Source organism: Dactylosporangium darangshiense, assembly GCF_039537565.1.
In the GTDB taxonomy this organism is placed as follows: domain Bacteria; phylum Actinomycetota; class Actinomycetes; order Mycobacteriales; family Micromonosporaceae; genus Dactylosporangium; species Dactylosporangium darangshiense.
On the sequence record NZ_BAABAT010000034.1, the window covers coordinates 44762 to 68730 of the forward strand.

The window sequence follows — 23969 nt, forward strand, 5'->3', positions numbered from 1 at the left end:
TCACGGTGCGGCCAGCGCCTCCGTCGGCGCGAGGCGGGCCGCCCGCACGGCCGGGTAGAGGCCGGCGATCGCGCCGATGACGAGCGTCGCGGCGACACCGCCGGCCGTCGCCCACGCGGGGACGACCGCCGGCCAGTCGCGCGTGGTGGCGTAGAGGGCGGTCACCGCGATGCCCGTCATGACGCCGCCCACGCCGCCAAGGGCCGACAGCAGCAGCGACTCGGAGAGGAACTGCAGCAGGATCTGGCTCCGGGTGGCGCCCAGGGCGCGGCGCAGGCCGATCTCGGCGCGGCGCTCGAGCACCGAGATGACCATCGTGTTGGCCACGCCGACGCCGCCGACGAGCAGCGCCACGGCGCCCAGGCCGAGCAGCAGGCCGGTGAAGGTCTTGTCGGTCGCCTGGCGCGCGGCGAGCGCGTCGGAGGGGCGCGAGACCTTCACCTCGTTGGGCGCCTGCGGGTTGGCGGTCGCGGCGAGCACGGACTGGACCGCTTCGACCGAGGCGTCCTTCGATCGGGTGTACACCGTCGTCGGGTGCCCGTCGAAGCCCACGTAGTCCTTGGCCGCATCCCAGCCGATGAGCGCCGAGGAGTCCAGCTCGGGCGCGAGGGGCACCTCGTCGAGGATGCCGATCACGGTGAACCAGCGCTGGTGGATGTACACCTGGACGCCGTCATTGACGCCCGCGATGCCCAGCCGCCGGGCCGCGGCGGCGCCGAGGACGACCGCGGGGTAACGGCCGGTCGCCCCGTTGAGCCAGACGCCGTCGGCGACCTTGCCCCCGACGGTGCCGAGCAGGCCGAGCTGCGCGGCGCGAAGGGTGATCGCGTTGGTCTGCCCCACCGGGATCTGGTCGGAGCGGTACACGTGCACGTCGGTGACGCGCCCGACCGCCGCGACCTGGGTGACCGGGCCGATCCGGCTGATCATCTCGACCGACTCGTCCGGCAGGGCGGCGTTGCCGCCGAAGATGTCGTTGCCGGGCGCGACGGTGAGCATGTTCGTGCCGAGCGCGGCCAGCTGCCGGTCGAGCTCGGCCCGGCTCGACGAGGAGATCCCGACGACGGCGGTCATCGCGGCGATGCCGATCGCGATGCCCAGCGCCGACAGGAACGCCCGCATGGGCCGCGTGCGCAGGCCGGCACCGCCGACCCGCACCACGTCACTGAGGAACAGCCGCGTAGGCTGCAGCGCCGTCATCCGAGACCACCTCCCCGTCGCGCATGCTCACCTGGCGCGGCAGGCTCGCCGCGATCTGTTGGTCGTGCGTGATGACGAGGATCGTGGTGCCGGCGTGGTTGAGCTCGCTGAGCAGCTGCATCACGCCGGCGCCGGACGCGGAGTCCAGGTTGCCGGTCGGCTCGTCGGCGAGCAGGATGGCCGGCTCGCCGACGACCGCCCGGGCGATCGCCACCCGCTGCTTCTCGCCGCCGGACAGCTCGTGCGGCATGTGGTCGAGCCGGTCGCCCAGCCCGACCCGCACGAGCGCGTCCTCGGCCCGGCGGCGCCGCTCCGCGCGGGAGGGGCCCGCGTAGAGCAGCCCGTCGGCGACGTTGTCCAGCGCGGCCTGGCCGGGCGCCAGGTGGAACTGCTGGAAGACGAAGCCGATGAGCCGGGCGCGCAGCGCCGACAGCTGCCGGTCGCGCAGGCCGGCCACCTCGTGCCCGTCGATGCGCACCGTGCCCGACGACGGTCGGTCCAGCGTGCCGATGAGGTGCAGCATCGTGCTCTTGCCGGAGCCGGACGGGCCGACGATCGCGACGAACTCCCCCGCCTCGACCGTCAGGCTGACGTCGCGGACGGCGACGACGCCGCCCGGGTACTCCTTGCGCACGGACTCGAGCTCCACGACCGCGCTCATCCGGGCATCCCCACGACGGTGCCCTCGGCGATGCCGTCGCCGGAGACCTCCACCTTGCCGGCGGCGAACAGGCCGAGCTGCACCGCCACGATCTTGGTGGCGCCGTTCTCCACGACCTGCACGCCGTAGCCGCCCTCCGCGAGCGCAAGGAGAGCCTGCACCGGTACCGAGAGGACGTTCTCCTTCTTGCCCGCCGTGAACCCGACGGTGACGGTCATCTGGTCGAGCCCGTCGAACGCCTTGGGGTCGTCCGGCGTGATCGTCGCACGGTACTTCGTCTCCGCCGGGCTGTTGCCCTGCGCCGGCTGGATGACCGTCTGCACCGTCGTGATCTTGGCCGGCACGCTCTTGCCGTCGGGCAGCTTGACCGTGACGGCGCTGCCCGTCTTCGCCAGCCGCTGCTGGGCCACCTCGAGGTCGACGGAGACGACGGGTGCGGTGTTGGTGTACGCCAGGATCGCCGACCCGGCCTGGTCGCCCACCTCGGCCTTGTGCTCGTTGACGCGCACGGCGCCGAGCGCGTAGACGACCCGGCCCGCCTCCACCGACCCGGTCTTGGTCAGCCCCAGGTCGCCCTGCCACTTCTTGACGGCGGTCGCCGTCGACGCCGAGTACTTCTCGTCCACCGTGAAGCCGGTGTACCCCAGCGCCGCCAGGTTCTGCTCGAGCTGCTTGACGTCGGGCCCCTCGTCGCCGACGGCGAGGTTGCGGTACGACGGCAGGGTCCCGTACAGCAGTACCACCGGCGTGTTGTCGACCCGGTAGATCGCCTGTCCACGCTGGACGGTCGCGCCGACCGCGGGCACCTCGGTCAGCGTGCCGTTGCCCCGCCCGTTGAGGGTGCGGGTGTCGCCGTGCCCGAGCGTGCCCGATTCGTTCTGGGTGTCGACCAGCGTCTGCCTGGCGACCTTGGCCGTCTTCGGCGGCAGCGTCGAGTGGGCGCCGTCGGCGTTGCCGCCCTTGTCCGGCAGCCCGAACCCGGCGGCCGCCGCCGCGCCGACCGCGGCCACCGCCGCCACGCCGAACACGACCCGGCCGGCCCGCCCGCGCCTCCTGCGGTTGCTCATGCCGAGTCGCCCCCCTTCTCGGTGTGCTGCTGGGTCTGCGGGCCGCCGTCGCCGCCGCCGGGGGGCTTCGGCCGGTACTGGTCGCACGCATTCTCGGCGTCCTTGAACTGCTGGCTCTGCGGATCGATGCCGAGCTTGTCGCCGTCGATCATCATGCCGCCGTCCTCCTGCGGGTCGGGGAAGTTGTCGATCCCGTGCTCGCGCATGCACTGCGCGAACTTGCGCAGCTTCTCCTGCTCGGCCGGGTCGAGCTTCTGCGGCTGGCCGCCGTTGGGCATGTACTGCTTGCACGCCTCGTTGGCCGCGTCGACCTTCGTCCTGTCGGTGCCCTCCGGGATGGTCATGCTGATCCCGCCGCCCTCCATGTTCGGGTCGTCCATGGGGATGCCGTGGTCGCGCATGCACTGGGCGTACTTGAGGAACGCCTCCTGGTCGTCCTTCGGGTTGCGCGGCGCGTTGCTCGCGCTCGCGCTCGCGTTGGGCTTGGCCGTGCTGGCCGTCGCCACCCCGTCGTTGCCGTCCCCGCCACGCGCGCAGCCGGCGAGGGGCAGCACCAACAGCAGGGCCGCGGCGAGCCCTGTCCGGAATCGCATGATCTCCTCCATCCGATCGCGGCGGCCGGCCCACGCCGGCCCGCTCTCGAAAGCAGTCAATCCGGGGTCGCGTCACCCGGCCGTAACCGCAAATGTTGACGGCGAAGTGACACCGCGGCGCGGGACGATGGGGTCATGCGGATTCTGGTGGTCGAGGACGAGCAGCTCCTGGCCGAGACGGTCGCGCAGGGGCTGCGCCGCGACGCGCACGCCGTCGACGTCGTCCACGACGGCGGCGCCGCGCTCGAGCGGCTCGACGTCAACGACTACGACGTGGTGGTCCTCGACCGCGACCTGCCGGTCGTGCACGGCGACGACGTCTGCCGCGAGCTCACCCGGCGCGAGTCCGCGGCCCGGGTGCTCATGCTGACCGCGGCCGCCGACATCGACGACCGGGTCGCCGGCCTCGCGCTCGGCGCCGATGACTACCTGCCCAAGCCGTTCGCGTTCCGCGAGCTGGCGGCGCGCGTGGCGGCGCTCGGGCGGCGGGCCCGCCCGGCGGCGCCGCCGGTGCTGGAACGGGCCGGGATCCGCCTGGACCCGCACCGCCGGGAGGTGTACCGCGACGGGCGCTACGTCCCGCTGTCGCGCAAGGAGTTCGCCGTCCTCGCCGAGCTGCTGCGCGCCGAGGGCGCCGCGGTCTCCGCCGAACAGCTGCTGGAGAAGGCATGGGACGAGCACGCCGACCCGTTCACGCACACCGTGCGCATGACGATCCTGAAGCTGCGTCGCAAGCTCGGCGACCCGGCGGTGGTGCTGACGGAACCGGGAGTGGGGTACCGAATCGCATGAACAGGATGACCATTCGCACCCGCCTGACCCTGGTCTACGGCGGAATGCTCCTGGCCGGCGGCCTGCTGTTGATCGGTATCACGTACCTGTTGGTGTACCAGCGGCTGGGCGACAAGCTGTTCATCGGCGCGCAGCGGTCCGCGGAGCAGCCGCCGCCGGGCGTGGCGATGACCTACACGCAGTTCGAGGGCGAGGTGAAGAACAACGCGCTGGACACGGTGCTCACCCAGGGCGGGATCGCGCTGGCGGTCGTGGTCGTCGTCGGCCTCGCGTTCAGCTGGCTCATCGCCGGGCGGCTGCTGCAGCCGCTGCACCTGGTCACCGAGACCGCCCGGCGCATCTCCGGCGCGCCCGACCGCGGCCTGCACGAGCGCATCGCGCTGGACGGGCCGTACGACGAGGTGAAGGAGCTGGCCGACACCTTCGACCTGATGATCGCCCGGCTCGACAAGTCGTTCGACGTGCAGCGCCGGTTCATCGCCAACGCTTCGCACGAGCTGCGCACCCCGCTGACGGTCAACCGCACGCTGCTGGAGGTCACCACCGAGACGCCGGAGGCCTCGCCGGAGCTGCGCCAGCTCGGCCGGACGCTGCTGGCCGTCAACGCGCGGCACGAGCGGCTCATCGACGGGCTGCTGCTGCTCGCGCGCTCCGAGAACGCGGTCGTCGACGGCTCCTACGTGGACCTCGCCGACGTGGTGGTACACGTGGCCTCGCAGGTGCCGTCGGAGAACGTGAAGGTCGCGGCGATGCCCGAGGAGGCGCCGACGACGGGCAACGCGGTGCTGCTCGAGCGGCTCGTGCACAACCTCGTGGAGAACGGGGTGCGGTACAACGTGCCGAGCGGGGGCTGGGTGCGCGTGGAGAGCGGCACGCGCCCCGACGGCGTCTTCGTGAGCGTGAGCAACACGGGGCCGGTCGTGCCGCGGTACGAGATCCCGAATCTTTTCGAGCCCTTCCGCCGGCTCGGACCGGAACGTCCCGTTGCGCCCGGCGCGGGGCTGGGCCTGTCGATCGTGCGCGCGGTCGCCGCAGCCCACGGCGGCCGCGTGTTCGCCGACCCTCGCGACGGCGGCGGGCTGACCGTGACGGTGATCCTGCCCACCGCCGCCGCCGGGGGCGAATTCCCGACATAACCGCTGGCGGGCGTGCGGCAGACTCATGGGATGTCCGCACCGCCGTCGTCCACCGCCGACCTGCTCCGCCTGATCGACTCCGGGGCCCGCGTCAAGTTCCTGTACTTCTGGGGCCACCACCCGAGGGCCGACGGTTCGGTCGGCCCGAGCTGCCTGAGCCAGTGGTGGCCGGCCGCCTTCGAGGTCGACGGTGTCGGGTTCGCCTCCGCCGAGCACTACATGATGTGGCGCAAGGCGATGCTCTTCGGCGACGAGTCCGTCGCCGCGCGGGTGCTCGAGGTGACGCATCCCAACGAGGCGAAGACGCTCGGCCGCCAGATCGCCCGCTTCGACGAGGCGACCTGGGTCCGCGAGCGGTTCGACATCGTGGTCGCCGGCAACGTCGCGAAGTTCGACGCGCACGATGACCTGCGCGCGTTCCTGCTCGGCACCGGCGACCGAGTGCTCGTCGAGGCGAGCCCGATGGACCGGATCTGGGGCATCGGCCTGGCCGCCAACGACGCGTCCGCCGACGAACCCGTCCGCTGGCGCGGCCAGAACCTGCTCGGCTTCGCCCTCATGCACGCCCGCCACCGCCTGGCCGGCCGCTCGTGAGCGCCACGCAGCGCGGCACGCGGAACGAGATCGAGCCGCTGCCGGGGTGGATCGCCTGGCCGATCCGGGTGCTCGCGGTCATCTTCGTGGTGCCGTTCCGCCTCGCCTGGGACGCGCTGGCCTACGTGGGGCGGTTCATCGGCAAGTACGTGCTCAAGCCCTTCGCCGAGTACGTGCTGTTCCCGGTGCTCTACTACCTGATCTGGGTTCCGCTGCGCTTCCTCGCGGTGTACGTACTGTGGCGGCCGCTGGCCTGGGTCGCCGTGCACCTGCTGTTCCCGGTGTTCCAGGCCCTGTGGGACGGCCTCGTCTGGTTCGTCAAGGCACTCGGCCCGTTCTGGCGGCTGCTGGGCCGGGTCCTGCTCGAGATGGCTCGCGCGGTCGCGTTCGTGATGACGCTGCTGTACCGCTATCTGCTGCGCCCGATCGGCCTCGCGCTCCGGTTCGTCTGGGTCTGGATCGTCACGCCGGTCGGCCGGGCCGTCGCCTGGGCCTGGAAGCACTCCGTCGTGCTGCTGTGGCGGTACCTCGTGGTGATCCCGATTTCGTGGGCCTGGCGCTATCTCGTGGCCATTCCGGTGTCGTGGGTCTGGCGGACGGTGGTGGTCCCGCCGGCCAGGTGGGTCCGCACCGCGGTGCTCCACCCGATCGCCGAGACCACTCGCCGCGTCCTCGCGTCCCTGGGCCTGCGTTAGCCGACCGGCGCCGGATGCGGCGCCGGCTCGGCGGCCCGCTCGACCTCGACGCGCGGCAGGAGCCGGTCCAGCCAGCGCGGCAGCCACCAGTTCGCGCGGCCCAGCAGGGCCATCGTCGCCGGCACCAGCACCAGCCGGACGACCGTCGCGTCGACCAGGACCGCGGCCGCCATGCCCACGCCGGTCATCTTCACCGTCACGTCCGGGTCGAGCGCGAAGCCGACGAACACCGCGACCATGATGGCTGCCGCGCTGCTGATGACCCGCCCGGTCGCGGACAGCCCGCGCACCACGCTGCCCTGCGCGTCGCCGGTGGCGAGCCAGTCCTCGCGGACCCGCGACAGCAGGAACACCTCGTAGTCCATCGACAGCCCGAACAGCACGGTGAAGAGCAGGATCGGCACCCAGCTGGAGACCGGCACGGCGTGCGGCAGGCCGACCGCGCGGGCGCCCGCGTCGGTCTGGAACACCGCGGTCATCACGCCGTACGCCGCCGCGACCGACAGCAGGTTCATCACCGCCGCCTTGAGCGCCACCACCGGGGCGCGGAACAGCACGGTGAGCAGCAGCAGCGACAGCCCGGCGACGAAGGCCACGACGATCCACAGCCGATCGGCGAGCCGGTCGGAGATGTCGGCGAACACCGCGACGAGGCCGGTGACGAGCACCCCGTCGGGCAGCACGTCGGCGCGCAGGTGCTCCAGCAGCTTCGTCGTCGCCTCGTCCTGCGGCCCCGTCTTCGGCTCGACCGCGATGACCGCGGCGTCGCCGTTGACCGCCGGCGGCGCGACGGCGGCGATGCCGGGCTCGGCGCGCAGCCGCGCCACGAGCGCGTCGACGTCGGTCACCTTGCGCCGGTCGACGGCGAGCAGCAGCGGGCCGTTCGCGCCCGGGCCGAACTCGGCGGAGACCAGGTCGTACGCCTTGCGCGTGGTGTTCGACGCCGGCTGGCTGCCGGCGTCCTGCGGCCAGGTGCGCATGCCGAGCATCGGCGCGGCGAGGACGGCGAGCACGGCGAGGGAGCCGAGCGCGGCGAGGATCGGGCGCCGTCCGACGCCCGCGGCCCACCGGGCGGTCAGGCTCGGGCGCGCCTGCGCCGTTGCCGGGACGGCGCGGGCGCGGCGCGCCTTGCGCGGCAGGACCCGATGCCCGGCGAGGCCGCAGAGCGCCGGCACGAGCGTGAGCGCGGCGACCATGACGGCGGCGACGGCGGCGAAGGTGGCGTAGCCGAAGGAGGAGTACACCGGCAGCGTCGAGAGCTTCAGGCCGAACAGCGAAACGAGGACGGTCAGCCCGGCCACGACGACCGAGGCGCCGGCAGTGGCGTTGGCGTGCGCGGCCGCCTCGCGCGGCGAGAGCCCGGAGCGCAGCGCCTCGACGTGCCGCGCGACGAGCAGCAGCGCGTAGTCGATGCCGACGCCGAGCCCGACCATGGTGGCGATCGTCGGCGCGGTACCGCTGATGTCGGTGACCTTCTCCAGCAGCGCGACGACCGCGGTCGCGATGCCCAGCCCGGCGATCGCCACGACCAGCGGCAGCCCGGCCGCGACGACCGAGCCCAGCGCAAACACGAGGATGAGCAGCGCGGCGAGGATGCCGGCGGCCTCGGCGGTACCGCTCGGCGCCGAGATGTTCTCGGCGACCTGCCCGCCGAACTCGACCTGCACACCCTCGCGCTGCAACGGCTCGGCCGCGGCGCGCAGCGCGTCCATGCCCTCGGTGCCGTGGAAGTCGGTGACCGGGATGTCATACTGCACGCCGATCAGCGCCGTGTCGCCGTCGGCCGACAGCCGCGGCTGCGCGACGACGCCGGCGCCGGGCATCCGGGCCAGGCGCCCGCGCAGCGCCTCCAGCGCCGCCGGGTCGAGCGCGCGGCCGGAGTGCACGACGACCCGCGCGTCCGCGCCGGACATCTGCGGGAAGTTCGCCCGCAGGAACTCGGTGCCGGCCTGCGACTGCGTGCCGGGAATGTTGTAGTCGTCGTGCGGCGCGCCCCCGACGCCGGCCGACAGCGCGGTGAAGGCGACGAGCGCGATCAGCCACGCGCCGATCGTGCGCCAGGGGTGCGCGGCGGCCGCGAAGCCGAGGCGACCCAGCAAACGTGACATGACGTCCTCCAGAGTTTTGGTACCTCGCACGCTCCCGCGCACCGCTTTCAGCCGACTTGGAGTCCACTAACGGCGGCGTCGACGGTCGACTTTCGGCGCTAGGAGGGGCGCCAGGTCGCGGCTGCACTCGAGGTATGCGAAGACTCCTCGCCGTCGCCGGCCTCCTGGTGCTCGCCCCGCTCGTCGGGGAGTACCTGCTGGGCAACCTCTCGGTGCGGTTGCTGCCCGCGCTGCCGTTCCTCGCCCCGTTGTACGGCGGCGGGGCCCTGCTCATCCGCGAGATCGCCCGCCGCACCGGCGCCGGCTGGCCCGCGATCTTCCTGCTGGGCGCGGCCTACGGCGTCGTCGAGGCCGGCCTGGTCGACCAGTCGATGTTCAACCCCGGCTTCGAGGGCCACGAGTTCCAGGCGGTCACCCCGATCCCGGCGCTCGGCATCAGCGCGTACAACACCCTCGCCTTCGTCGCCGGCCACGCGATCTGGAGCATCGCCGTGCCGATCGCGCTCGTCGAGCACCAGTCGGGCGACCGCGGCCCTTGGCTGGGCCGTTTCGGCTGGCCGGCCGCGGCACTGCTCTACGTCTTCGGCTGCCGCATCGTCTACGTCGAGGTCCGCGACAGCGAGCACTTCATCGCTTCCCCTGCACAGCGCATCGGCGCCTGTATAGCGGCTTTGTTGCTCGCCACGGCGGCGTTTGCAGCGAAATGTCGGGCGGCTTCGCCGCACCGACATTTCGGACTTTTCGCCTGCCAGGAGAAGTGTCGCTTTTGTCGACAGCTTCCGCCTCCACCGGCCTGGTTGACCGCGGTGATCGCGTTCGCCGCCACCTCCGTGTTCTTCGCGCGCCCCGAGAGCTGGGCCGGCTTCGGCACCGGCATGGCAATGCTGGCCGCCGGAGCGGCCTGGCTCGCGCGGACGCGCTGGAGCGACGCGCACCGCGCGGCGCTGGCCGCCGGGGCGCTGCTGACGTACGCCTGGGCCGGCTTCGCCCTCACGCAACTCATGGAGCCCGGTGACCCCGTGCGCTGGTACGGCAACGCCGCCCTCGCCGCGCTCGCGGTCGCGCTGGTCGCGGCGTGCGCACTCAGGCGGCCAGCGCCGCCTTCGCCGCCGCCAGCCAGTGCGGAGCGTTCCACCGGGTAGCCACGTCCGCGGCGAGCTGGAAGTGCTCGGTTGCCTCTTCGGGCCGTTCCTGCAGCCGGAAGAGCTCGCCGAGGGTGAGCGCGACGGGCTGCATCACGATGGAGGTGCTGGAGAAGCCGGCCAGCTGCTCGCGCACCGGCATGAGCGCGTCGATGACCGGCTGGGCGAGGTCCACGCGGCCGAGCGCGAGGATCGCGAGCGCGCGCACGGTGTAGAGGGCGGACTCGAAATAGTCCCGGCGGATGGGGAACTGCCCGATCGGCACCGCCCGCGCCGCGTCGAGCTGCCCGGAGGCTGCCAGCATGAGCGCGAGGACGTCGTCGCTGACCGGCCCGAGGTACTCCCGCGAGACCCGCGCGGTCTCCGCGAACTCGCCGGCCCGGCCCTGGCTGATCGCGAGCGTCACGGAGGCCATGAAGTGGAAGGAGTCGGCGTGGAACGAGCCCTGCCGGCGCAGGTGCTCGCGGCACTCGTCGTAGAGCGCCTGCGAGTCGCCGAAGTCGCCCGCGATGTGCGCGAGGGCGGCCCGGCCGGCGAGGTTGATCGCGAACGCCTCGGCCAGGTGGTACGTGCGTGCCAGCGCCGTCTGCCGGGCAATCGCCGCGCGCACGTCGGCGGGGCGGTCGGTCGCCGCCGCGCAGTTGCCCGCGATCTGCTCGGCCATCCAGAGGTACGCCACCAGCCCGTGCCGCTCGGCCAGCTCCCGCAGCTCGACCGCGACCGCCGCGCGCCGCTCGACGTCGGGGGCGCGGTCGTAGGCGAGGGTCCACCCCCGCGCGGAGAGCCCGAGCGCGAGCAGCTCCGGGTCGCCGATGGATCGCGCGAGCTCGAGCGCCTCGATGCCCGCGGCAACGGCGACCGGGTCGGCGTCGCCGCCGAGCTCCTTGATGAGTGCGTCGAGCAGCCGGCAGCGGTCCGCCGGGTCGAGGTCGTCGCGGCGCAGCACCCCGGCGAGCAGCCCGATGATGCGTTCATCGCGGATGCTGTACTCCCGGATCTCCCACGGCGTCGCCACCGTCCACGACGCGAACGCGGCGACCAGCAGGTCCTCCCGCCCGGATGCGACGGCGACGTCCACGGCCCGGTCGCGGGTGCGCCGGGCGGCCGCGACCGCACCCGCGCGCGCCTGGGCGCGCAGCAGCCGGCCCAGCAGGTCGACGAGCAGCGCGTCGCGGTCTCCGGGCACCGCGGCCGCGGAGGGCAGCGCCCCGTCGAGGGCCTCGGCCGCCGCGTCGTACGCGTAGCGCCGCTCGGCCAGCTCCGCCGCCCGCACCGCGTAGTCGACGGCCAGCGGCGCCGTCTCCGAGGACGCCGCGCGGGCGTAGTGGAACGCCAGGGCGGAGTAGTCGTCGGGCCGCAGCCGCCGGGTGCTGGCCGCGACCCGCGCGTGCATGCGCGTGCGGCGCAGCTGGGACAGGTCCGTGTACATCGTGTCGCGCACCAGCCCGTGCACGAACCGCACCCGCCCGGGCGCCGGCTCGGTCAGCAGTCCCGCGATGAGCCCCGCCTCCAGCGCGTCGAGCACCCTGCCTTCGTCGGCGTCGGCCGCCTCGACCAGCGTCTCGACGTCGGCCTCGCGCCCGACCACGGCGGCGAGCCGCAGCACGGCGACGGCGGCCTGCGGCAGCCGGGACAGTCGCCGTCGCAGCACGTCGCGCACCCCTTCGGGCACGTCGGACGTGGCCACCAGCGCCCCTTCGGAGGCGAGCAGCTGCGCCGACTCGCGCACGTAGAACGGGTTCCCGCCGGTGCGCTCGGTCAGCGCCGCCACGGTCTCCTCGTCCACGTCGCCGCGCGCGAACGTGCGGATCAGCCGCGCGACGTCCCCGGCCGCGAGCCCGTCCAGCTGTACCCGCACCGGCGAGCGCCGCGCGAGCGCCGCCATCGTCCCGGCGAGCCGCTCCCGGTTGTCGGCGGGCCGCATCGCCACGACGATGAGCAGCCGCGGGCCGCCCCGCGCCACGAGCTCGGCAACGGCCGCGAGCAGCATCAACGTCTCACCGTCGGCGGCGTGCAGGTCGTCGAGCACGATCGCGACCGGCCGCCCGTCCGCGGCACCGCGCAGCCAGGCGGCAACGGCCCGATGCAGCCGGAACCGCCCGGCGGCCGCGTCCTCGCTCTCCTGCCCGAGCGCACCGGCGTCCTCGTCGAGCAGCGGCCGCAGCGCACCGGCCAGCTCGCCGGGCGGCACCTCCTCGGCCACCTGCCGCAGCGCCTCGACCCACGCCCAGGCCGGCGGCGCCCCTTCGACCTCGGGACACCGCCCGACGGCCACGAGCCACCCCTGCCGGCCGAGCTCCTCGCGAAACCGCCCGAGCAGGCTCGACTTGCCGACCCCGGCCTCCCCCGTGAGCACCACGACCTGCGGGCTGTTCGCAGCGGCCCCGAGCAGCGCGGAGAGTTCCTCGCCCCGTCCGACGAAGGTTTCCGGTTCCGCTAGGTCGTGATCCGACATGTCCGGCGATGGCGCGCCCGGCAGATCGGGTTTCACGCCGGGCGAGCCGGCCGAGTGCCCCGGCAGAAGATCCTCGCGCCCCGCCAGGATCGCCGATTCGAGCTCCAGCAGCGGGCGGCCGGGGTCCAGGCCCAGCTCCTCCGCGAGCAGTGAACGCGCCCGGCGCAGGGCCGACAGGGCGTCGGCCTGGCGGCCGGTGCTCCACAAGGCGAGCGCCAGCAGGCGCCAGGTCTCCTCGCGCAACGGGGCCTGGCGAGTGAGCAGCTCGGCCTCCGCGACCGCCTCCGATGCGGCGCCGACGCGCAGGGAGACGTCCAGGAGGAGTTCACGGGCGGCGAAGCGGAGCTCCTCCAGGCGTACCGCTTCGGGTTGGCCCCAGGACTCCTCGGCGAACTCGGCGTAGGCGTCGCCGCGCCAGAGCTGCAGGGCCGCGCGCAGCTGGAGGCGGGCGCGGTGCGGGTCGGACGCGAGGGAGGCGCGGGCGTCGGACAGGAGGCGCTCGAAGCGCCAGGCGTCCACGGCGTCGGCCGGCAGGCGGATCGCGTAACCGGGCGGGGCGCTGACCAGCAGGCGCGCGGGGGCGCGGCGCTCGCGGTCGGGCTCCAGCAGGCGGCGCAGGTTCGACACGTACGCCTGCAGGGACGCGATCGCCCGCGGTGGGGCCTCGCCGCGCCAGAGGTCGTCGATCATGCGGTCGACCGACACCACGTCGCCGCGCGCGGAGAGCAGCAGTGCGAGCACGGCGCGTTGGCGGGGGCCGCCGATGTCGACCGGTCCGCCTCGTTCCGTTTCGACCTCGAAGGGGCCGAGCACCCGCATCAGCATGACGCGGGCCATCGTATCGAGCCGCAAGCGGGCTCCAAGACCACTACAAGACAGTCCGGCGACGGTAGAGCGATCAAACGGAAGCCGAGAACCACCGCAAATGAGGAGTCAAACGATATGACCGCCACCGTTGAGCGTCCCTGGGTGCAGGAGATGGTCGTCGTACACCGCGTGTTCCGGCGCGAGTCGCGCAACATGCCCGAGCTCGTCGCCGCGTGCCGGGACGGGGACGTCGCGCGGGCCCGGCTGTTGGCCGGGATGGCCCGCGGGTACGTCGAAGGGCTGCACGGCCACCACACCAGCGAGGACGAGCTGCTCTGGCCCAAGCTGCTGGCCCGGGTCGACCTCGACGCCGAGCTGGTGCTGCGCATGGAGCAACAACACCACGTCGTGGCCGAAGGGCTGGAGGACGTCGAGGCGCGGCTCGGCGCGTGGGAGCGCGCCGCCGGAGCGGCCGAGCGGGACGCGCTGGTCGTGGCGCTGCGCAGGCACCGCGAGGACCTGCTGGTGCACCTCGACGAGGAGGAGCGGCAGGTGCTGCCGCTCATCGCCGAGCACATCACGGTCGAGGAGTGGGCGGCGCTGGGCGAGCACGCCCGGGCCAAGACGCCGAAGGACAAGCTGCTGTTCATGCTCGGCGCGCTGCTGGAGGACGCCACGCCGCAGGAGACGGCCCGCTACCTCGCACTGCTGCCGCTGCCGGCCCGCCTGCTGTGGCACACGATCGGCAAGCGCTCCTACGCCAACCAGATGCGCAAAGTTCGCACGATCTAGTTGGAGGCGTACCCGGGCAGGTCGTCGGAGCCGTCGGCCGTCTCGACGCGGTCGACGTGGCCGTCGAAGTCGTCGTCGTGGTAGATCAGGTCGATCTTGCCGTCGTGGTCCTGGTCGTACGCGACCTGGTCGACGAGGCCGTCGTGGTTGGTGTCCCACATCGCCACGTCGGTCCGCCCGTCGTGGTCGGTGTCGGCCAGGAGCATGTCGACGCGCCCGTCCCCGTCGGAGTCGTAACCGACCGTCTCCGCATCCGCGCCCATGTCCCCCGCGGACAGGTCGGGATCGCCCCCGGCGGGCGCGAGGCCGGCGTGCCCGTACGACTCGGCGGTCAGCGGGCCGTGGCCGAACACCGCCTCCGGGTCGGCCACGTCGTCCGGGTTGAAGTCCAGGTGGTAGTCATCGGACTGCAGGCCCCAGTCGGTCATGCTGTCAGCTTTCCAGCAGTACCGGCGGATCCGCCACCCGGCGCCGGCGGGTGGTCCGACCGCTCGGCGGACAGGTTGGCCCGCCGCATCCCGTACGCGAAGTAGAGCACCAGCCCGATCACCATCCAGATCACGAACCGCACCCACGTGATCACGGGCAGGTTCAGCATCAGCCAGAGGCTCGCCAGCACGCTCACCACCGGCAGCCACGGCACCAGCGGGGCCCGGAACGCGCGGGGCAGGTCCGGGTGGGTGCGGCGGAGGATGACCACGCCGATCGAGACCACCATGAACGCGAACAGGGTGCCGATGCTGGTCAGCTCCGACAGCTCGGACAGCGGGATGAACGCGGCGAGGAACATGACCACGACGCCAGTGATCGTCGACATCACCCACGGGGTGCCGAACCGGGGGTGGACCTTCGCGAGCACCGGCGGCAGCAGGCCGTCGCGCGCCATCGCGAAGGAGACCCGCGCCTGGCCGAGCAGCAGTACCAGGATGACCGAGGTGATGCCGCAGACGGCGCCGAGGGAGATGAGGTTGGCCGCCCAGCCCTGCCCGACCAGGTCGAACGCCTTGGCCAGCGGCGCGGCGGTGTCCAGGTCGCCGTAGTGGGCCATGCCGGTCACCACGAAGGCCACGGCCATGTACAGCACGGCGCAGATCACCAGCGAGCCGATGATCCCGAGGGGCACGTCGCGGTGCGGGTGGTGGGTCTCCTCGGCGGTGGTCGCGACGACGTCGAAGCCGATGTACGCGAAGAACACGATCGAGGCGGCCGCGACGATGCCGAACCAGCCGAAGTGCTGCGGCGTGATCCCGGCGAGCACCTGCACCAGGGGCGCGGTGGCGCCGGACCCCTTCGCCGCGGGCTGGGCCGGCGGGATGAACGGGGTGTAGTTCGCCGCCTTGATGAAGAACACGCCTAGGCCGATGACGAACAGGACGACGGCCACCTTGATGATCACCAGCGCGCCGGTGACGCGGCCGGAGAGCTTGGCGCCGAGGATGGCCACGGTGGACAGGGCCACGACGATGAACGCCGCGCCGAAGTCGGGGCGGGCCTTGTCGCCGGCCAGCCACGACGGCAGGTCGAAGAGCTCCTGCAGGTACGCCGACCAGCCCCGCGACACCACGGCGGCGCCCAGCGCCAACTCCAGGCACAGGTCCCAGCCGATGATCCAGGCGACGAACTGGCCGAGGGTGGCGTAGGAGAAGGTGTACGCCGACCCGGCGACCGGCACGGTGGAGGCGAACTCCGCGTAGCACAGCGCGGCCAGGGCGCAGACGACGCCGGCCAGCGCGAACGACAGCACGATGGCGGGCCCGGCGTTGCGGGCGGCCTGCTGTCCGGTGAGCACGAAGATGCCCGTGCCGATGATCACCCCGACGCCGAAGACGGTCAGGTCGAAGGCGGAGAGGTTCTTGCGCAGCTTGTGGCCGGGCTCGTCGGTGTCGCGCATCGACTGTTCGACCGATTTGGTGCGAAAAAGCGTCGACATGGCAAGCACATGCCCGAACGAGCGCCCTGCTACACGTCCGACGCTTCCCGGAGTACCATTAAATCTATCTGTTAAATAGGAATTTGACGAAGGGGCGACGGCCGATGGAAAACTCGGGCACCACCGTCGTGGTGGGCGGCGGCTGTAGCGGGGCGCTGGCGGCGATCCACCTGGGCGCGGACCCCCGCGCACGGGTGGTGATCGTCGACCCGGCGCCGTTGCACGAGCTCGGGCGCGGCGCGGCGTACCGCACGGCTGACCCGGCGCACCTGCTCAACTCCCGCGCGGCGGCGATGAGCGCCCTGGCCGACGAGCCCGGCGACTTCGTCGACTGGTGCCGCGAGCAGGGACTTTCCCTCGGCCCGGCCGACTTCGCTCCCCGGAAGGTCTTCGGCGACTACTTGCACGACCGCCTCCGCCGGGTGAGCCTCACGCACGTGCGCGCCGGCGCCGCCCGCGTCCGGGCCGACGGCGCGGTGCTGCTGCGCGGCGGTGGCGACCTGCCGGCCGACCGGGTGGTGCTGGCCCTCGGCCACGGCGCGCCGAGCGGCCCGCTCGCGATCACCTCGGCGGTGCGGACCCATCCCTACTATGTGGGAAACCCGTGGAGCCCGGGCGCCCTGGAGCGGGTGCCGGTCGACCGGCCGGTGCTGCTGATCGGCACCGGGCTGACCGCTCTGGACGTCGCCATCACCCTCGCCGGGCGGGGCCGCCGGGCGCCCCTGGTCGCCGTCTCACGCCGCGGGCTGCTGCCCCAGCCGCACATCGAGGGGCCGCCGGCGAGCGCGGGCGGGTTCGCCTACCACGGCAGCGACGCGGCCGGGCTGCTGCGGGCCGTGCGCAGCTACGCCGCCGCGCAGCCCGACTGGCGGGCCGCCGTCGACGCGATCCGCCCGCAGCTGGACCAGCTGTGGTGGCAGCTGTCGGTGGACGCCCGGCTGCGACTGCTGCGCCACGCGCGGGCGCACTGGGAGGTGCACCGCCACCGCATGGCTCCGTCGATCGCGGCCACCGTCGCCGACCTGCGCCGCAGCGAGGTGCTGCGGGTGCGGTCGGGCAACATCCGCGCCATCCGCCGCGCCGAGCAGGGCTTCGCGGTCACCATCGACGACGCCACCGCGCCCTTCGGCGCGATCGTCAACTGCACCGGCCCGAGCGGCGCCGCCAGCAGCCCGCTGGGGCGGGCGCTGCTGGAGGACGGGCTGGCCCGCCGCGACGCCACCGGCATCGGCCTGGACGTGGACGGGCTGGGCCGGCTCATCGACCGCGACGGCGAGCCGGTCGAGCGGCTCTTCGCGGTCGGACCGGTCCGGCGCGGCGCCTGGTGGGAGACGACCGCGGTGCCGGAGATCCGGGCGCAGGCCAGCGCCCTAGGCCGCCACCTGCTTGAGGGTCATCACGTGCTCAACTAGCGCGATCAGCACGTCCTTGACCGAGCGGCGGTCGCGGGCGTCGCAGAGCACGACCGGCACCTCCGGGTCGAGGTCCAGCGCCCGGGAGATCTGCGTGGCGCTGTGCTTCTGCACGCCGTCGAAGCAGTTCACGGCGACGAGGAACGGGGTGTTGCGCCGCTCGAAGTAGTCCACCGACGGGAAGCAGTCGTTGAGGCGGCGGGTGTCGGCCAGCACCACGGCGCCGAGCGCCCCCAGGGCCAGCTCGTCCCACAGGAACCAGAAGCGGTCCTGGCCCGGGGTACCGAAGAGGTACAGGACGATGTCCTGGTTGATGCTGATCCGGCCGAAGTCCATCGCGACCGTGGTGGTCCGCTTGCCCTCGACACCGTTCACGTCGTCGATGCCGACCCCGGCGTTGGTGAGCACCTCCTCAGTCTGGAGGGGACGGATCTCGCTCACCGCGCTGACGAGCGTGGTCTTGCCGACGCCGAACCCGCCCGCGACGAGGATCTTCACCGCGAGAGGGACGTGACCGTCAGAGCGCTCGGAGGCCATTGACAACCGCCTTGAGGATGCGATCGTCGGGCCGCTGTGGCCCGACGGACTGGTCGTACTCTGGTTCATGCATCTCGATGAGCCCCTGCTGGAGCAGGTCGCCCAGTAGTACGCGCACAACGCCGAGCGCGAGATCGAGGTGGGATGCGAGCTCGGCGACCGACACCGGCTCGCTGGTGCGCGCCAGGATAGCGCGCTGCTCGGGCAGCAGGTTCTGCTCGCCCGACCCGTCGACGCGGCTCACCACGAAGGCGACCAGGTCGAAGGCGCCGGCGGCGGGCTTGGCACGGCCGCCCGTCACGGCGTACGGGCGCACCACCGGGCCGGCGTCCGAGTCCAGCCAGTCGTGTTCACCCTGTGGCATCGTGTGGCAGACCCGGTCGCGATGGCGCGGTGAGGTACTGCCCGACCCTGGTCACCAGCATCGCCATCTCGTAGGCGATGACGCCGATGTCGGAGTCGGCGGCGCTGAGCACCGCGAGACATGCGCCCTGTCCGGCGGCGGTGACGAACAGGAACGAGTTGTCCATCTCCACGATGGTCTGGCGGACCGAGCCGCCGTTGAACTGCCGCCCCGCGCTGCGCGCCAGGCTCTGGAAGCCGGAGGCGACCGCCGCGAGGTGCTCGGCGTCGTCGCGCTCCAACCCGCTGGACGCGCCCATGAGCAGCCCGTCGGCGGAGAGCACCACGGCGTGCTGCGCCGACTCGACCCGCTCGACGAGGTCGTCGAGGAGCCAGTCGAGCTTGCCGCCGGTGCGGCTCGTCGAGTGCGTCACCTATGCGTCCCTTTCCGACTTATATAGCTGTTCCGACGTGTATGGCTGTTCCGAGGTGTATGGCGGTTCCGACGTGTATGGCGGTTCCGATGGGTTCGGTTCGTCGTCGAGCTCGATCTGCCCGGCGTCGCGCCGGCCGCGGGTGAACCCGGCCTGCAGCGACGTCATCATGGCCCGGGTCTGCTCGGGCGAGCGCCCGCCGACGCCGGTGGCGGCGAACTGCGCGGCGGGGATGCCGTCCACCGTCATCTCCTCCTCGGGGCGCTCGCGCAGCTGCGGCGCGAGGCTGGCCTGGCGGCGGCGCCGCGGCAGCCCGTCGTCGGTGAGCTCCAGCTCCTCCGGCTCCCGGGGCGCCAGCAGCTCGACGGGCTCGCGCTGCGCCGGAATGAGGGGTGGCGGCGGGGCCGGCGCGAGCGGCTCGGGCTCGGGCACCGCGGTGATCTGCGGCGGCGGCCCGACGTCGGACAGGGTCGGGCGGACCACGTCGGCCGGCTCGAGCTCGAGGACCGTCCCCGCGGCGGCCAGGTGCTCCTCGGCCGGGGTCGATGCGGTCAGCTCGTGGGTGGCGCCGGTGATCAGATGCGGCGGGACGAGCACGACCGCGGTGACGCCGCCGTAGGCCGAGGCCCGCAGCGTCACCCGCACCCCGTGGCGGGCGGCGAGCAGCGCCACGACGAACAGGCCGAGCCGCGCACTGTTGGCCGGGTCGAAGTCCGGCGGCTGCAGCAGCCGCTGGTTGGCCTCGTCGATCGCCTCGGGGGCCATGCCCAGGCCGCGGTCCTCGATCTCGATCGCGTACCCGTTGGGGACCAGCTGCCCGCTGATCTGCACCCGGGTGTGCGGCGGCGAGTAGGCCGTGGCGTTCTCGATGACCTCGGCGAGCAGGTGGATCACGTCGGCGACGGCCCGGCCGACCAGCGACGCCTCCGGCAGGGCCAGGAACCCGACCCGCGCGTAGTCCTCGACCTCGGAGACCGCGCCGCGGATCACGTCGACCATCGGCACCGGGTTGCGCCAGCCGCGGCCGGGCGCGGCGCCGGCCAGGATGACCAGGTCCTCGGCGTGGCGGCGCATGCGGGTGGCGAGGTGGTCGACGCGGAAGAGGTCCTCGAGCTCGTCCGGGTCGGTGGTGCGCCGCTCCATGCGGTCCAGCAGGCCGAGCTGGCGGTGCAGCAGCGTCTGGCTGCGCCGCGCGATGTTGAGGAAGACCTCGTTGAGGCCCTGCCGCAGCTGGGCCTCGTGCGCGGCGGACTCGACGGCGGTGCGCTGCACGGCGCTGAAGGCGTTGCCCACCTTGCCGATCTCGTCCGTGCCGTAGTCCAGCGGCGGCGCCGCGGCCACCACGTCGATCTTCTCGCCCTGCCGCAGCCGGCCGACCATCTCGGGCAGGCGCACGTCGGCGAGGCTCTGCGCGTCCTGGCGCAGGCCGACGAGGCGCCGGATCAGCGAGCGGCCGATGCGGATCGACAGCAGGATCGACACGAGCACGGCGATGAGGCCGAGCACGCCGGCGGCGACCACGCGCAGCACGATCGAGGTGCCGACCGGGCCGGCGTCGGCCACGATGACCTCGCCGAAGCGCAGGTCGAAGTCGCGCAGCTGTTCGAAGAGCTTGTCGTAGGCCTCGCGCCAGGTGTTGACGTCGATCGGCAGGGCCACGCCGGCCCGCGCGTCCGACATGATCTTGTTCTCGAGCTCCTGGACCCGCCGGTAGGAGTCGCTGGCCGCGATCGGCTGCCACAGCGACATGCCGCCCTCAGGCAGCTCGACGACCGCCTCGGCGTAGATGTCGCGCTTGGCGCCGATGGTGGCGATCAGCTCGGCGCTCTCGGTCTTCTGGAACTTGCCGGCCGCGGCGACCCCGTTGACCATCGCGTCCTCGCGGGCGAACATCTCGCGGCCGCGGCTGGTGGCGATGACCGTGCGAGCGTTGCGGGTGAGGTCGGCGTCGCTGATGCCGGGCAGCGAGTTGTACCAGCGGTAGATCGCGTCGATCGGCCGGTTGTAGGCCTCCATCGCGCCGGCCCGGTCGATCTGCCCGAGGGAGATCGCCTGGCGCTCGGTGGCGAGCCGGTCGAACGAGGAGACCACCTCGTCGAGCCGGGCGCGGGCCACGGCGGGGATCGCGTCCTGCAGTGCGGAGTCGGCGGCGCGCTTGCGGAAGTCGGCGAGGACCCCGTCGACCTTGGCCCGCTGGTCGTTGAGCGCGGTGGTCTCCGGGCGGCCCTCCTGGCGGCCGGTGGCGAGGAAGACCTGCGTGAGCTTGCGCTCGCGCTGCAGCTCGACGATCACGTTCTCCGACGGCTTACCGCTCAGCGCGTAGTACGTCTGGCTGTTGAACAGCTCAGCGGCGGCCCCGGCGGTCAGCGTCGTGGCGAACACCCACATGACGACCAGCGACGCCAGGGGCGGCAGCAGCAGCGTGATGATCTTCGCGCGGATCGACCAGGTACGGATTCTCCACGAAGGGCTCTTCATGCGGTCGGTTCCTCGCTGGGGTCGCGGGGCAGAGGGGTGGCGCCTCGGGCATGATACGGACACCAAGGGCCTGAAGTCACCAGCACGGTCCTTCGAGGTCGAAAGCGGTCTCGTCCCGTTTTTAGCCCTTCGCCCGGAGTATGCGATCCGTCCCCGGGCATCGTGGCGCCATGCGGGTTGCGCGGTGGGTGCTGGCGATCGGGACGTGGGCCATCCTCGCGGCGGGACTGAGCGCCTTCAGCCTGGACGAGTCCAAGGCGGCGCGGGACGCCCTGATCAAGGCCACCCGGCCGGGGCCCGGCGCGAGCCCGGCGGCCTCGCCGTCGCCGTCCGCGGGCAGCCCGCACGTCCTTCGCACGCCCGGCGGCAACGTCGTGGCGGGGTGCGTGCAGGGGCAGGTGCGGGTGCAGTACCTCAGCCCCGCAACCGGCTACCGCATCGAGAACGCCGACCGCGCCCCGGGACCGCAGTCGCGGGTCACCTTCAAGACCGACGGTCGGGAGGTGCGGGTGATCGTGCGCTGCGAGGGCGGCGATCCACACGCCGACGTCACGCTGGGGTGACGAATCCAACGAATACATCGATTAGGGTTTATATCACAAATACATGCCGACTCCCGGCGGCTCGGGCGCGACCACGCCGATGGCCGGCCCGCCGTCGCGGCGCTCGTAGAGCTCGGCGAGCGTGGCGCCGTCGGGTCCGATCCCCTCCGGGCCGACGCCGTTCGCCTCCAGCCACGCGGCGGCCTCGTCGAAGGGCAGCGGGGCGATGTGCAGCTGCGCGAGGCAGCGGCCGGGGCGTACCACCGCCGGATGAAGCCGGGCGAGATCCTCGTTGGTGGTGATGGCCACGAGCACGTCACGACCCTGCCCGAGCAACCCGTCGGTGAGGTTGAGCAGGCGGGACAGCGCCTGGCCGGTGGCCTGCTTGGCCTCGCCGCGGATCAGCTCGTCGCAGTCCTCGAGCAGCAGCAGCCGCCAGCGGCGCCCGCCTTCTTCCTCGTCGCCCTCCACGCCGAGTGCGGTGTCCATGAGGTAGGCCGGCTCCGCGAACAGCCGCTCCGGGTCGAGGACGCAGTCGACCTGGCACCAGTCCTTCCACCGCCGCGCCAGCGAGCGCAGCAGCGTGGTCTTGCCGGTGCCGGGCGGCCCGTGCAGCAGCAGGAGCCGCCCGGCGACGTGCTCGGCGCTCAGCGCCATCAGCCGGTCGATGGCCTCGGCCGTCTTGGCCGCGTAGTTGGCGCGGATGTCCGGCCAGTCCGGCGCCTTGATGCGCCGCTCACGCCGCCGCGGGCCGTGCTGCGCGGCGTGCCAGAAGCCGATCGGCACGGTGTCGTCGGCCGGCGCCTCGGCCTCCTCGGCTCCCTCGACCGCACCGGCGAGGATGCGGTCGGCGAGCTCCGGGTCGACCGCGGTGACGGTGACCGTGCCGTTGCGGCTGTGGTGCCAGCGGGTCGCCCGCAGCGTCCAGCCCTCGCCGGCGGCCAGCGTCGAGCGGTCCTGGTCGTCGATCGCCTCGCGCAGCACCTCGGCGCCGTCGGGCACCAGGGTCGCGTCCTTGCGCAGGTTGGTGAGGCGACGGGTGCGCGCGTGCGGCTGCCGGCCGCTGACGAACGCCGACAGGGCCAGCACATCGAGCACGTCGATCACGCCGTCGCCGTCGTCGACCCAGCTGGTGACGGGCACCGCGGCGGTGGGCTCCACGAGGGACATCAGTCAAGGATCAGGCGGGCTCCCGCTGCAGTACACCCATTTTCTCCGGTACCACCGCAGTGCCCACTCCCCGTATCGCCATCGAGGCGCAGCGCTGCGCCACGTCCGCCGCCTCGGTCAGGCCCGCGCCGGCGAGGCGGGCCAGCACGAACCCGGCGAGATAGGCCCCGCCCGCGCCCGCGGCGTGCGCGACCGGCGCCGGCGGCGCGGCGGTGCCGAACGTCTCGGCGTCCAGGCTCAGCACCGCCGAGCCCTCGGCGTCCAGCGTGACGGCGACGACCGCCGCGCCGGTGTGGCGCAGTAGCTGGCCGCGGTCGCGCTCCCGGTCGAACGGCGCGGAGCCGCGGCCCGGCTCGCGCCCGAGCGCTCGCAGCGCCTCGTCCCGGTTCGGGGTCACGAGGTCGGGCCCGACCGGCGCCCACGGCATTAGGTCATGCGCGTCGACGGCCAGCAGCGGCAGGTCGAGTCGCCGGGCGGCCAGCAGGGCGCGCAGGTCGGGCCCGAGCGTGCCGTTGCCGTGGTCGCACACGACGACCGCGTCCGGGCGCGGCTCGGTGGCGAGCGCCTCCTCGAGGCGGCGGGTGAGCGTCTCGGCGGCGATGGGGCTGAGCGGGCCGGTGTCGCCGTCGTCGAAGCGGACCAGGACGTAGTCGTCGGCGACGACCCGGCGCTTGGTGACCGTGCGCCGGCCGATCGCGGTCACGAGTCGGTCGGCCACGCCGCTGTCCCACACGCAGGTGCGCAGCCGGGCGCCGGCGTCGTCGTCGCCGACCGCGCCGAGCAGCGTGGTCCGCGCGCCGAGTGCGGCGAAGTTGGCCGCGGTGTTCGCCGCGCCGCCGCACACCTCGCGGGTGGTGTCGAGCGCGATCACGGGCACCGGGGCCTCCCGGCTGAGCCGGGTCGGTTTGCCGCAGAGCCAGCCGTCGAGGAGCGCGTCCCCGACGACGAGCACCGAGGCGTCGCGCCAGCCCTCGGCCAGCGCGGCGAAGTTGCCAGAGGTTTGCACCGCGGGCCGTTACCCGTCTCGGCGCGCTTCATTCCCTGCGGCAGTCCCGGACGGACTGCCGCCCCGCTCCCGCGCC

At 73.1% G+C, this 23969-nt stretch carries 22 protein-coding genes; 8 read left to right on the forward strand and 14 right to left on the reverse strand.

Annotation, left to right across the window (positions count from 1 at the left end):
* Genes ABD901_RS41200 through ABD901_RS41215 form a run of 4 tightly spaced genes read right to left on the reverse strand, consistent with a single transcriptional unit; the run spans position 1 to position 3521 of the window.
* Complete coding sequence (locus ABD901_RS41200) at positions 1-1200, reverse strand: ABC transporter permease (RefSeq protein WP_345136056.1); 1200 nt, start codon at positions 1198-1200, stop codon at positions 1-3.
* Positions 1163-1861 (reverse strand): ABC transporter ATP-binding protein, encoded by a 699-nt coding sequence (locus ABD901_RS41205; RefSeq protein WP_345136057.1) that lies wholly within the window; start codon positions 1859-1861, stop codon positions 1163-1165. Before ABD901_RS41205 ends, ABD901_RS41200 begins: the two co-directional genes overlap by 38 nt.
* On the reverse strand, positions 1858-2928 hold the full coding sequence (locus ABD901_RS41210) for a peptidoglycan-binding protein (protein ID WP_345136058.1): 1071 nt from the start codon (positions 2926-2928) through the stop codon (positions 1858-1860). The genes ABD901_RS41205 and ABD901_RS41210 overlap by 4 nt, the downstream gene beginning before the upstream one ends.
* Entirely contained in the window at positions 2925-3521 is a 597-nt protein-coding gene (locus ABD901_RS41215) for a hypothetical protein (RefSeq protein ID WP_345136059.1), read from the reverse strand. The genes ABD901_RS41210 and ABD901_RS41215 overlap by 4 nt, the downstream gene beginning before the upstream one ends.
* Before the next feature lie 135 nt (positions 3522-3656).
* Between ABD901_RS41215 and ABD901_RS41220 the strand changes: the two genes are divergently transcribed.
* The 4 genes from ABD901_RS41220 to ABD901_RS41235 are packed head-to-tail and all read left to right on the forward strand — an operon-like array spanning position 3657 to position 6738.
* Positions 3657-4313, forward strand: coding sequence for a response regulator transcription factor (locus ABD901_RS41220; protein WP_345136060.1), 657 nt, complete (start codon positions 3657-3659; stop codon positions 4311-4313).
* Entirely contained in the window at positions 4310-5449 is a 1140-nt protein-coding gene (locus ABD901_RS41225; RefSeq protein WP_345136061.1) for a sensor histidine kinase, read from the forward strand. The genes ABD901_RS41220 and ABD901_RS41225 overlap by 4 nt, the downstream gene beginning before the upstream one ends.
* A 30-nt stretch (positions 5450-5479) precedes the next feature.
* On the forward strand, positions 5480-6043 hold the full coding sequence (ybiA, locus tag ABD901_RS41230; protein WP_345136062.1) for a riboflavin biosynthesis intermediates N-glycosidase: 564 nt from the start codon (positions 5480-5482) through the stop codon (positions 6041-6043).
* Positions 6040-6738, forward strand: coding sequence for a hypothetical protein (locus ABD901_RS41235; protein ID WP_345136063.1), 699 nt, complete (start codon positions 6040-6042; stop codon positions 6736-6738). Before ybiA ends, ABD901_RS41235 begins: the two co-directional genes overlap by 4 nt.
* On the opposite strand, the gene ABD901_RS41240 is transcribed toward ABD901_RS41235, so the two are convergent.
* Positions 6735-8846 (reverse strand): MMPL family transporter, encoded by a 2112-nt coding sequence (locus tag ABD901_RS41240; protein ID WP_345136065.1) that lies wholly within the window; start codon positions 8844-8846, stop codon positions 6735-6737. The genes ABD901_RS41235 and ABD901_RS41240 overlap by 4 nt on opposite strands.
* Before the next feature lie 134 nt (positions 8847-8980).
* On the opposite strand from ABD901_RS41240, the gene ABD901_RS41245 reads away from it, so the two are divergent.
* The gene (locus ABD901_RS41245; protein ID WP_345136066.1) at positions 8981-9988 is read left to right on the forward strand and encodes a hypothetical protein; all 1008 of its coding nucleotides are present in this window, start codon (positions 8981-8983) and stop codon (positions 9986-9988) included.
* Here ABD901_RS41245 and ABD901_RS41250 read toward each other — a convergent pair.
* Entirely contained in the window at positions 9930-13295 is a 3366-nt protein-coding gene (locus tag ABD901_RS41250) for an ATP-binding protein (RefSeq protein WP_345136068.1), read from the reverse strand. The two genes, ABD901_RS41245 and ABD901_RS41250, sit on opposite strands and share 59 nt — an antisense overlap.
* A 90-nt stretch (positions 13296-13385) precedes the next feature.
* Here ABD901_RS41250 and ABD901_RS41255 point away from each other — a divergent pair, with 90 nt between their 5' ends.
* Entirely contained in the window at positions 13386-14042 is a 657-nt protein-coding gene (locus tag ABD901_RS41255) for a hemerythrin domain-containing protein (protein ID WP_345136070.1), read from the forward strand.
* Here the strand turns inward: ABD901_RS41255 and ABD901_RS41260 are convergent.
* Together ABD901_RS41260 and ABD901_RS41265 are read right to left on the reverse strand one after the other, a co-directional pair.
* Entirely contained in the window at positions 14039-14470 is a 432-nt protein-coding gene (locus ABD901_RS41260; protein ID WP_345136071.1) for a hypothetical protein, read from the reverse strand. The two genes, ABD901_RS41255 and ABD901_RS41260, sit on opposite strands and share 4 nt — an antisense overlap.
* Positions 14467-15972 carry an amino acid permease gene (locus ABD901_RS41265; RefSeq protein WP_345136072.1) on the reverse strand — a complete coding sequence of 502 codons (1506 nt, stop codon included), beginning with the start codon at positions 15970-15972 and terminating at the stop codon, positions 14467-14469. The genes ABD901_RS41260 and ABD901_RS41265 overlap by 4 nt, the downstream gene beginning before the upstream one ends.
* A 104-nt stretch (positions 15973-16076) precedes the next feature.
* Here ABD901_RS41265 and ABD901_RS41270 point away from each other — a divergent pair, with 104 nt between their 5' ends.
* Positions 16077-17384: an FAD/NAD(P)-binding protein gene (locus ABD901_RS41270; protein WP_345136075.1), complete on the forward strand. Its 1308-nt coding sequence runs from the start codon at positions 16077-16079 to the stop codon at positions 17382-17384.
* Here the strand turns inward: ABD901_RS41270 and ABD901_RS41275 are convergent.
* From ABD901_RS41275 to ABD901_RS41290, 4 genes are read right to left on the reverse strand one after another with little or no spacing between them, the layout of a single operon-like run.
* The gene (locus ABD901_RS41275) at positions 17343-17921 is read right to left on the reverse strand and encodes a GTP-binding protein (protein WP_345136077.1); all 579 of its coding nucleotides are present in this window, start codon (positions 17919-17921) and stop codon (positions 17343-17345) included. The two genes, ABD901_RS41270 and ABD901_RS41275, sit on opposite strands and share 42 nt — an antisense overlap.
* Positions 17902-18285 (reverse strand): DUF742 domain-containing protein, encoded by a 384-nt coding sequence (locus ABD901_RS41280; RefSeq protein ID WP_345136079.1) that lies wholly within the window; start codon positions 18283-18285, stop codon positions 17902-17904. The genes ABD901_RS41275 and ABD901_RS41280 overlap by 20 nt, the downstream gene beginning before the upstream one ends.
* The gene (locus tag ABD901_RS41285) at positions 18272-18697 is read right to left on the reverse strand and encodes a roadblock/LC7 domain-containing protein (RefSeq protein WP_345136081.1); all 426 of its coding nucleotides are present in this window, start codon (positions 18695-18697) and stop codon (positions 18272-18274) included. The genes ABD901_RS41280 and ABD901_RS41285 overlap by 14 nt, the downstream gene beginning before the upstream one ends.
* On the reverse strand, positions 18698-21175 hold the full coding sequence (locus ABD901_RS41290) for a sensor histidine kinase (protein WP_345136083.1): 2478 nt from the start codon (positions 21173-21175) through the stop codon (positions 18698-18700).
* Positions 21176-21345: 170 nt separating this feature from the next.
* On the opposite strand from ABD901_RS41290, the gene ABD901_RS41295 reads away from it, so the two are divergent.
* The gene (locus tag ABD901_RS41295) at positions 21346-21738 is read left to right on the forward strand and encodes a hypothetical protein (protein WP_345136085.1); all 393 of its coding nucleotides are present in this window, start codon (positions 21346-21348) and stop codon (positions 21736-21738) included.
* 33 nt (positions 21739-21771) lie between these two features.
* Here the strand turns inward: ABD901_RS41295 and ABD901_RS41300 are convergent, their stop codons facing one another.
* Positions 21772-22887: a DUF5925 domain-containing protein gene (locus tag ABD901_RS41300; protein WP_345136087.1), complete on the reverse strand. Its 1116-nt coding sequence runs from the start codon at positions 22885-22887 to the stop codon at positions 21772-21774.
* Positions 22888-22897: 10 nt separating this feature from the next.
* Positions 22898-23893, reverse strand: a complete 996-nt coding sequence (locus tag ABD901_RS41305) for a bifunctional heptose 7-phosphate kinase/heptose 1-phosphate adenyltransferase (protein ID WP_345136089.1) — start codon at positions 23891-23893, stop codon at positions 22898-22900.
* Positions 23894-23969 lie beyond the last annotated feature (76 nt).

Coding starts and splice junctions, on each gene's coding strand:
- ABD901_RS41200 (WP_345136056.1), bottom strand. CDS start 1,200: ATGACGGCGCTGCAGCCTACGCGGCTGTTCCTCAGTGACGTGGTGCGG.
- ABD901_RS41205 (WP_345136057.1), bottom strand. CDS start 1,861: ATGAGCGCGGTCGTGGAGCTCGAGTCCGTGCGCAAGGAGTACCCGGGC.
- ABD901_RS41210 (WP_345136058.1), bottom strand. CDS start 2,928: ATGAGCAACCGCAGGAGGCGCGGGCGGGCCGGCCGGGTCGTGTTCGGC.
- ABD901_RS41215 (WP_345136059.1), bottom strand. CDS start 3,521: ATGCGATTCCGGACAGGGCTCGCCGCGGCCCTGCTGTTGGTGCTGCCC.
- ABD901_RS41220 (WP_345136060.1), top strand. CDS start 3,657: ATGCGGATTCTGGTGGTCGAGGACGAGCAGCTCCTGGCCGAGACGGTC.
- ABD901_RS41225 (WP_345136061.1), top strand. CDS start 4,310: ATGAACAGGATGACCATTCGCACCCGCCTGACCCTGGTCTACGGCGGA.
- ybiA (WP_345136062.1), top strand. CDS start 5,480: ATGTCCGCACCGCCGTCGTCCACCGCCGACCTGCTCCGCCTGATCGAC.
- ABD901_RS41240 (WP_345136065.1), bottom strand. CDS start 8,846: ATGTCACGTTTGCTGGGTCGCCTCGGCTTCGCGGCCGCCGCGCACCCC.
- ABD901_RS41245 (WP_345136066.1), top strand. CDS start 8,981: ATGCGAAGACTCCTCGCCGTCGCCGGCCTCCTGGTGCTCGCCCCGCTC.
- ABD901_RS41255 (WP_345136070.1), top strand. CDS start 13,386: ATGACCGCCACCGTTGAGCGTCCCTGGGTGCAGGAGATGGTCGTCGTA.
- ABD901_RS41260 (WP_345136071.1), bottom strand. CDS start 14,470: ATGACCGACTGGGGCCTGCAGTCCGATGACTACCACCTGGACTTCAAC.
- ABD901_RS41265 (WP_345136072.1), bottom strand. CDS start 15,972: ATGTCGACGCTTTTTCGCACCAAATCGGTCGAACAGTCGATGCGCGAC.
- ABD901_RS41270 (WP_345136075.1), top strand. CDS start 16,077: ATGGAAAACTCGGGCACCACCGTCGTGGTGGGCGGCGGCTGTAGCGGG.
- ABD901_RS41275 (WP_345136077.1), bottom strand. CDS start 17,921: ATGGCCTCCGAGCGCTCTGACGGTCACGTCCCTCTCGCGGTGAAGATC.
- ABD901_RS41280 (WP_345136079.1), bottom strand. CDS start 18,285: ATGCCACAGGGTGAACACGACTGGCTGGACTCGGACGCCGGCCCGGTG.
- ABD901_RS41290 (WP_345136083.1), bottom strand. CDS start 21,175: ATGAAGAGCCCTTCGTGGAGAATCCGTACCTGGTCGATCCGCGCGAAG.
- ABD901_RS41295 (WP_345136085.1), top strand. CDS start 21,346: ATGCGGGTTGCGCGGTGGGTGCTGGCGATCGGGACGTGGGCCATCCTC.
- ABD901_RS41300 (WP_345136087.1), bottom strand. CDS start 22,887: ATGTCCCTCGTGGAGCCCACCGCCGCGGTGCCCGTCACCAGCTGGGTC.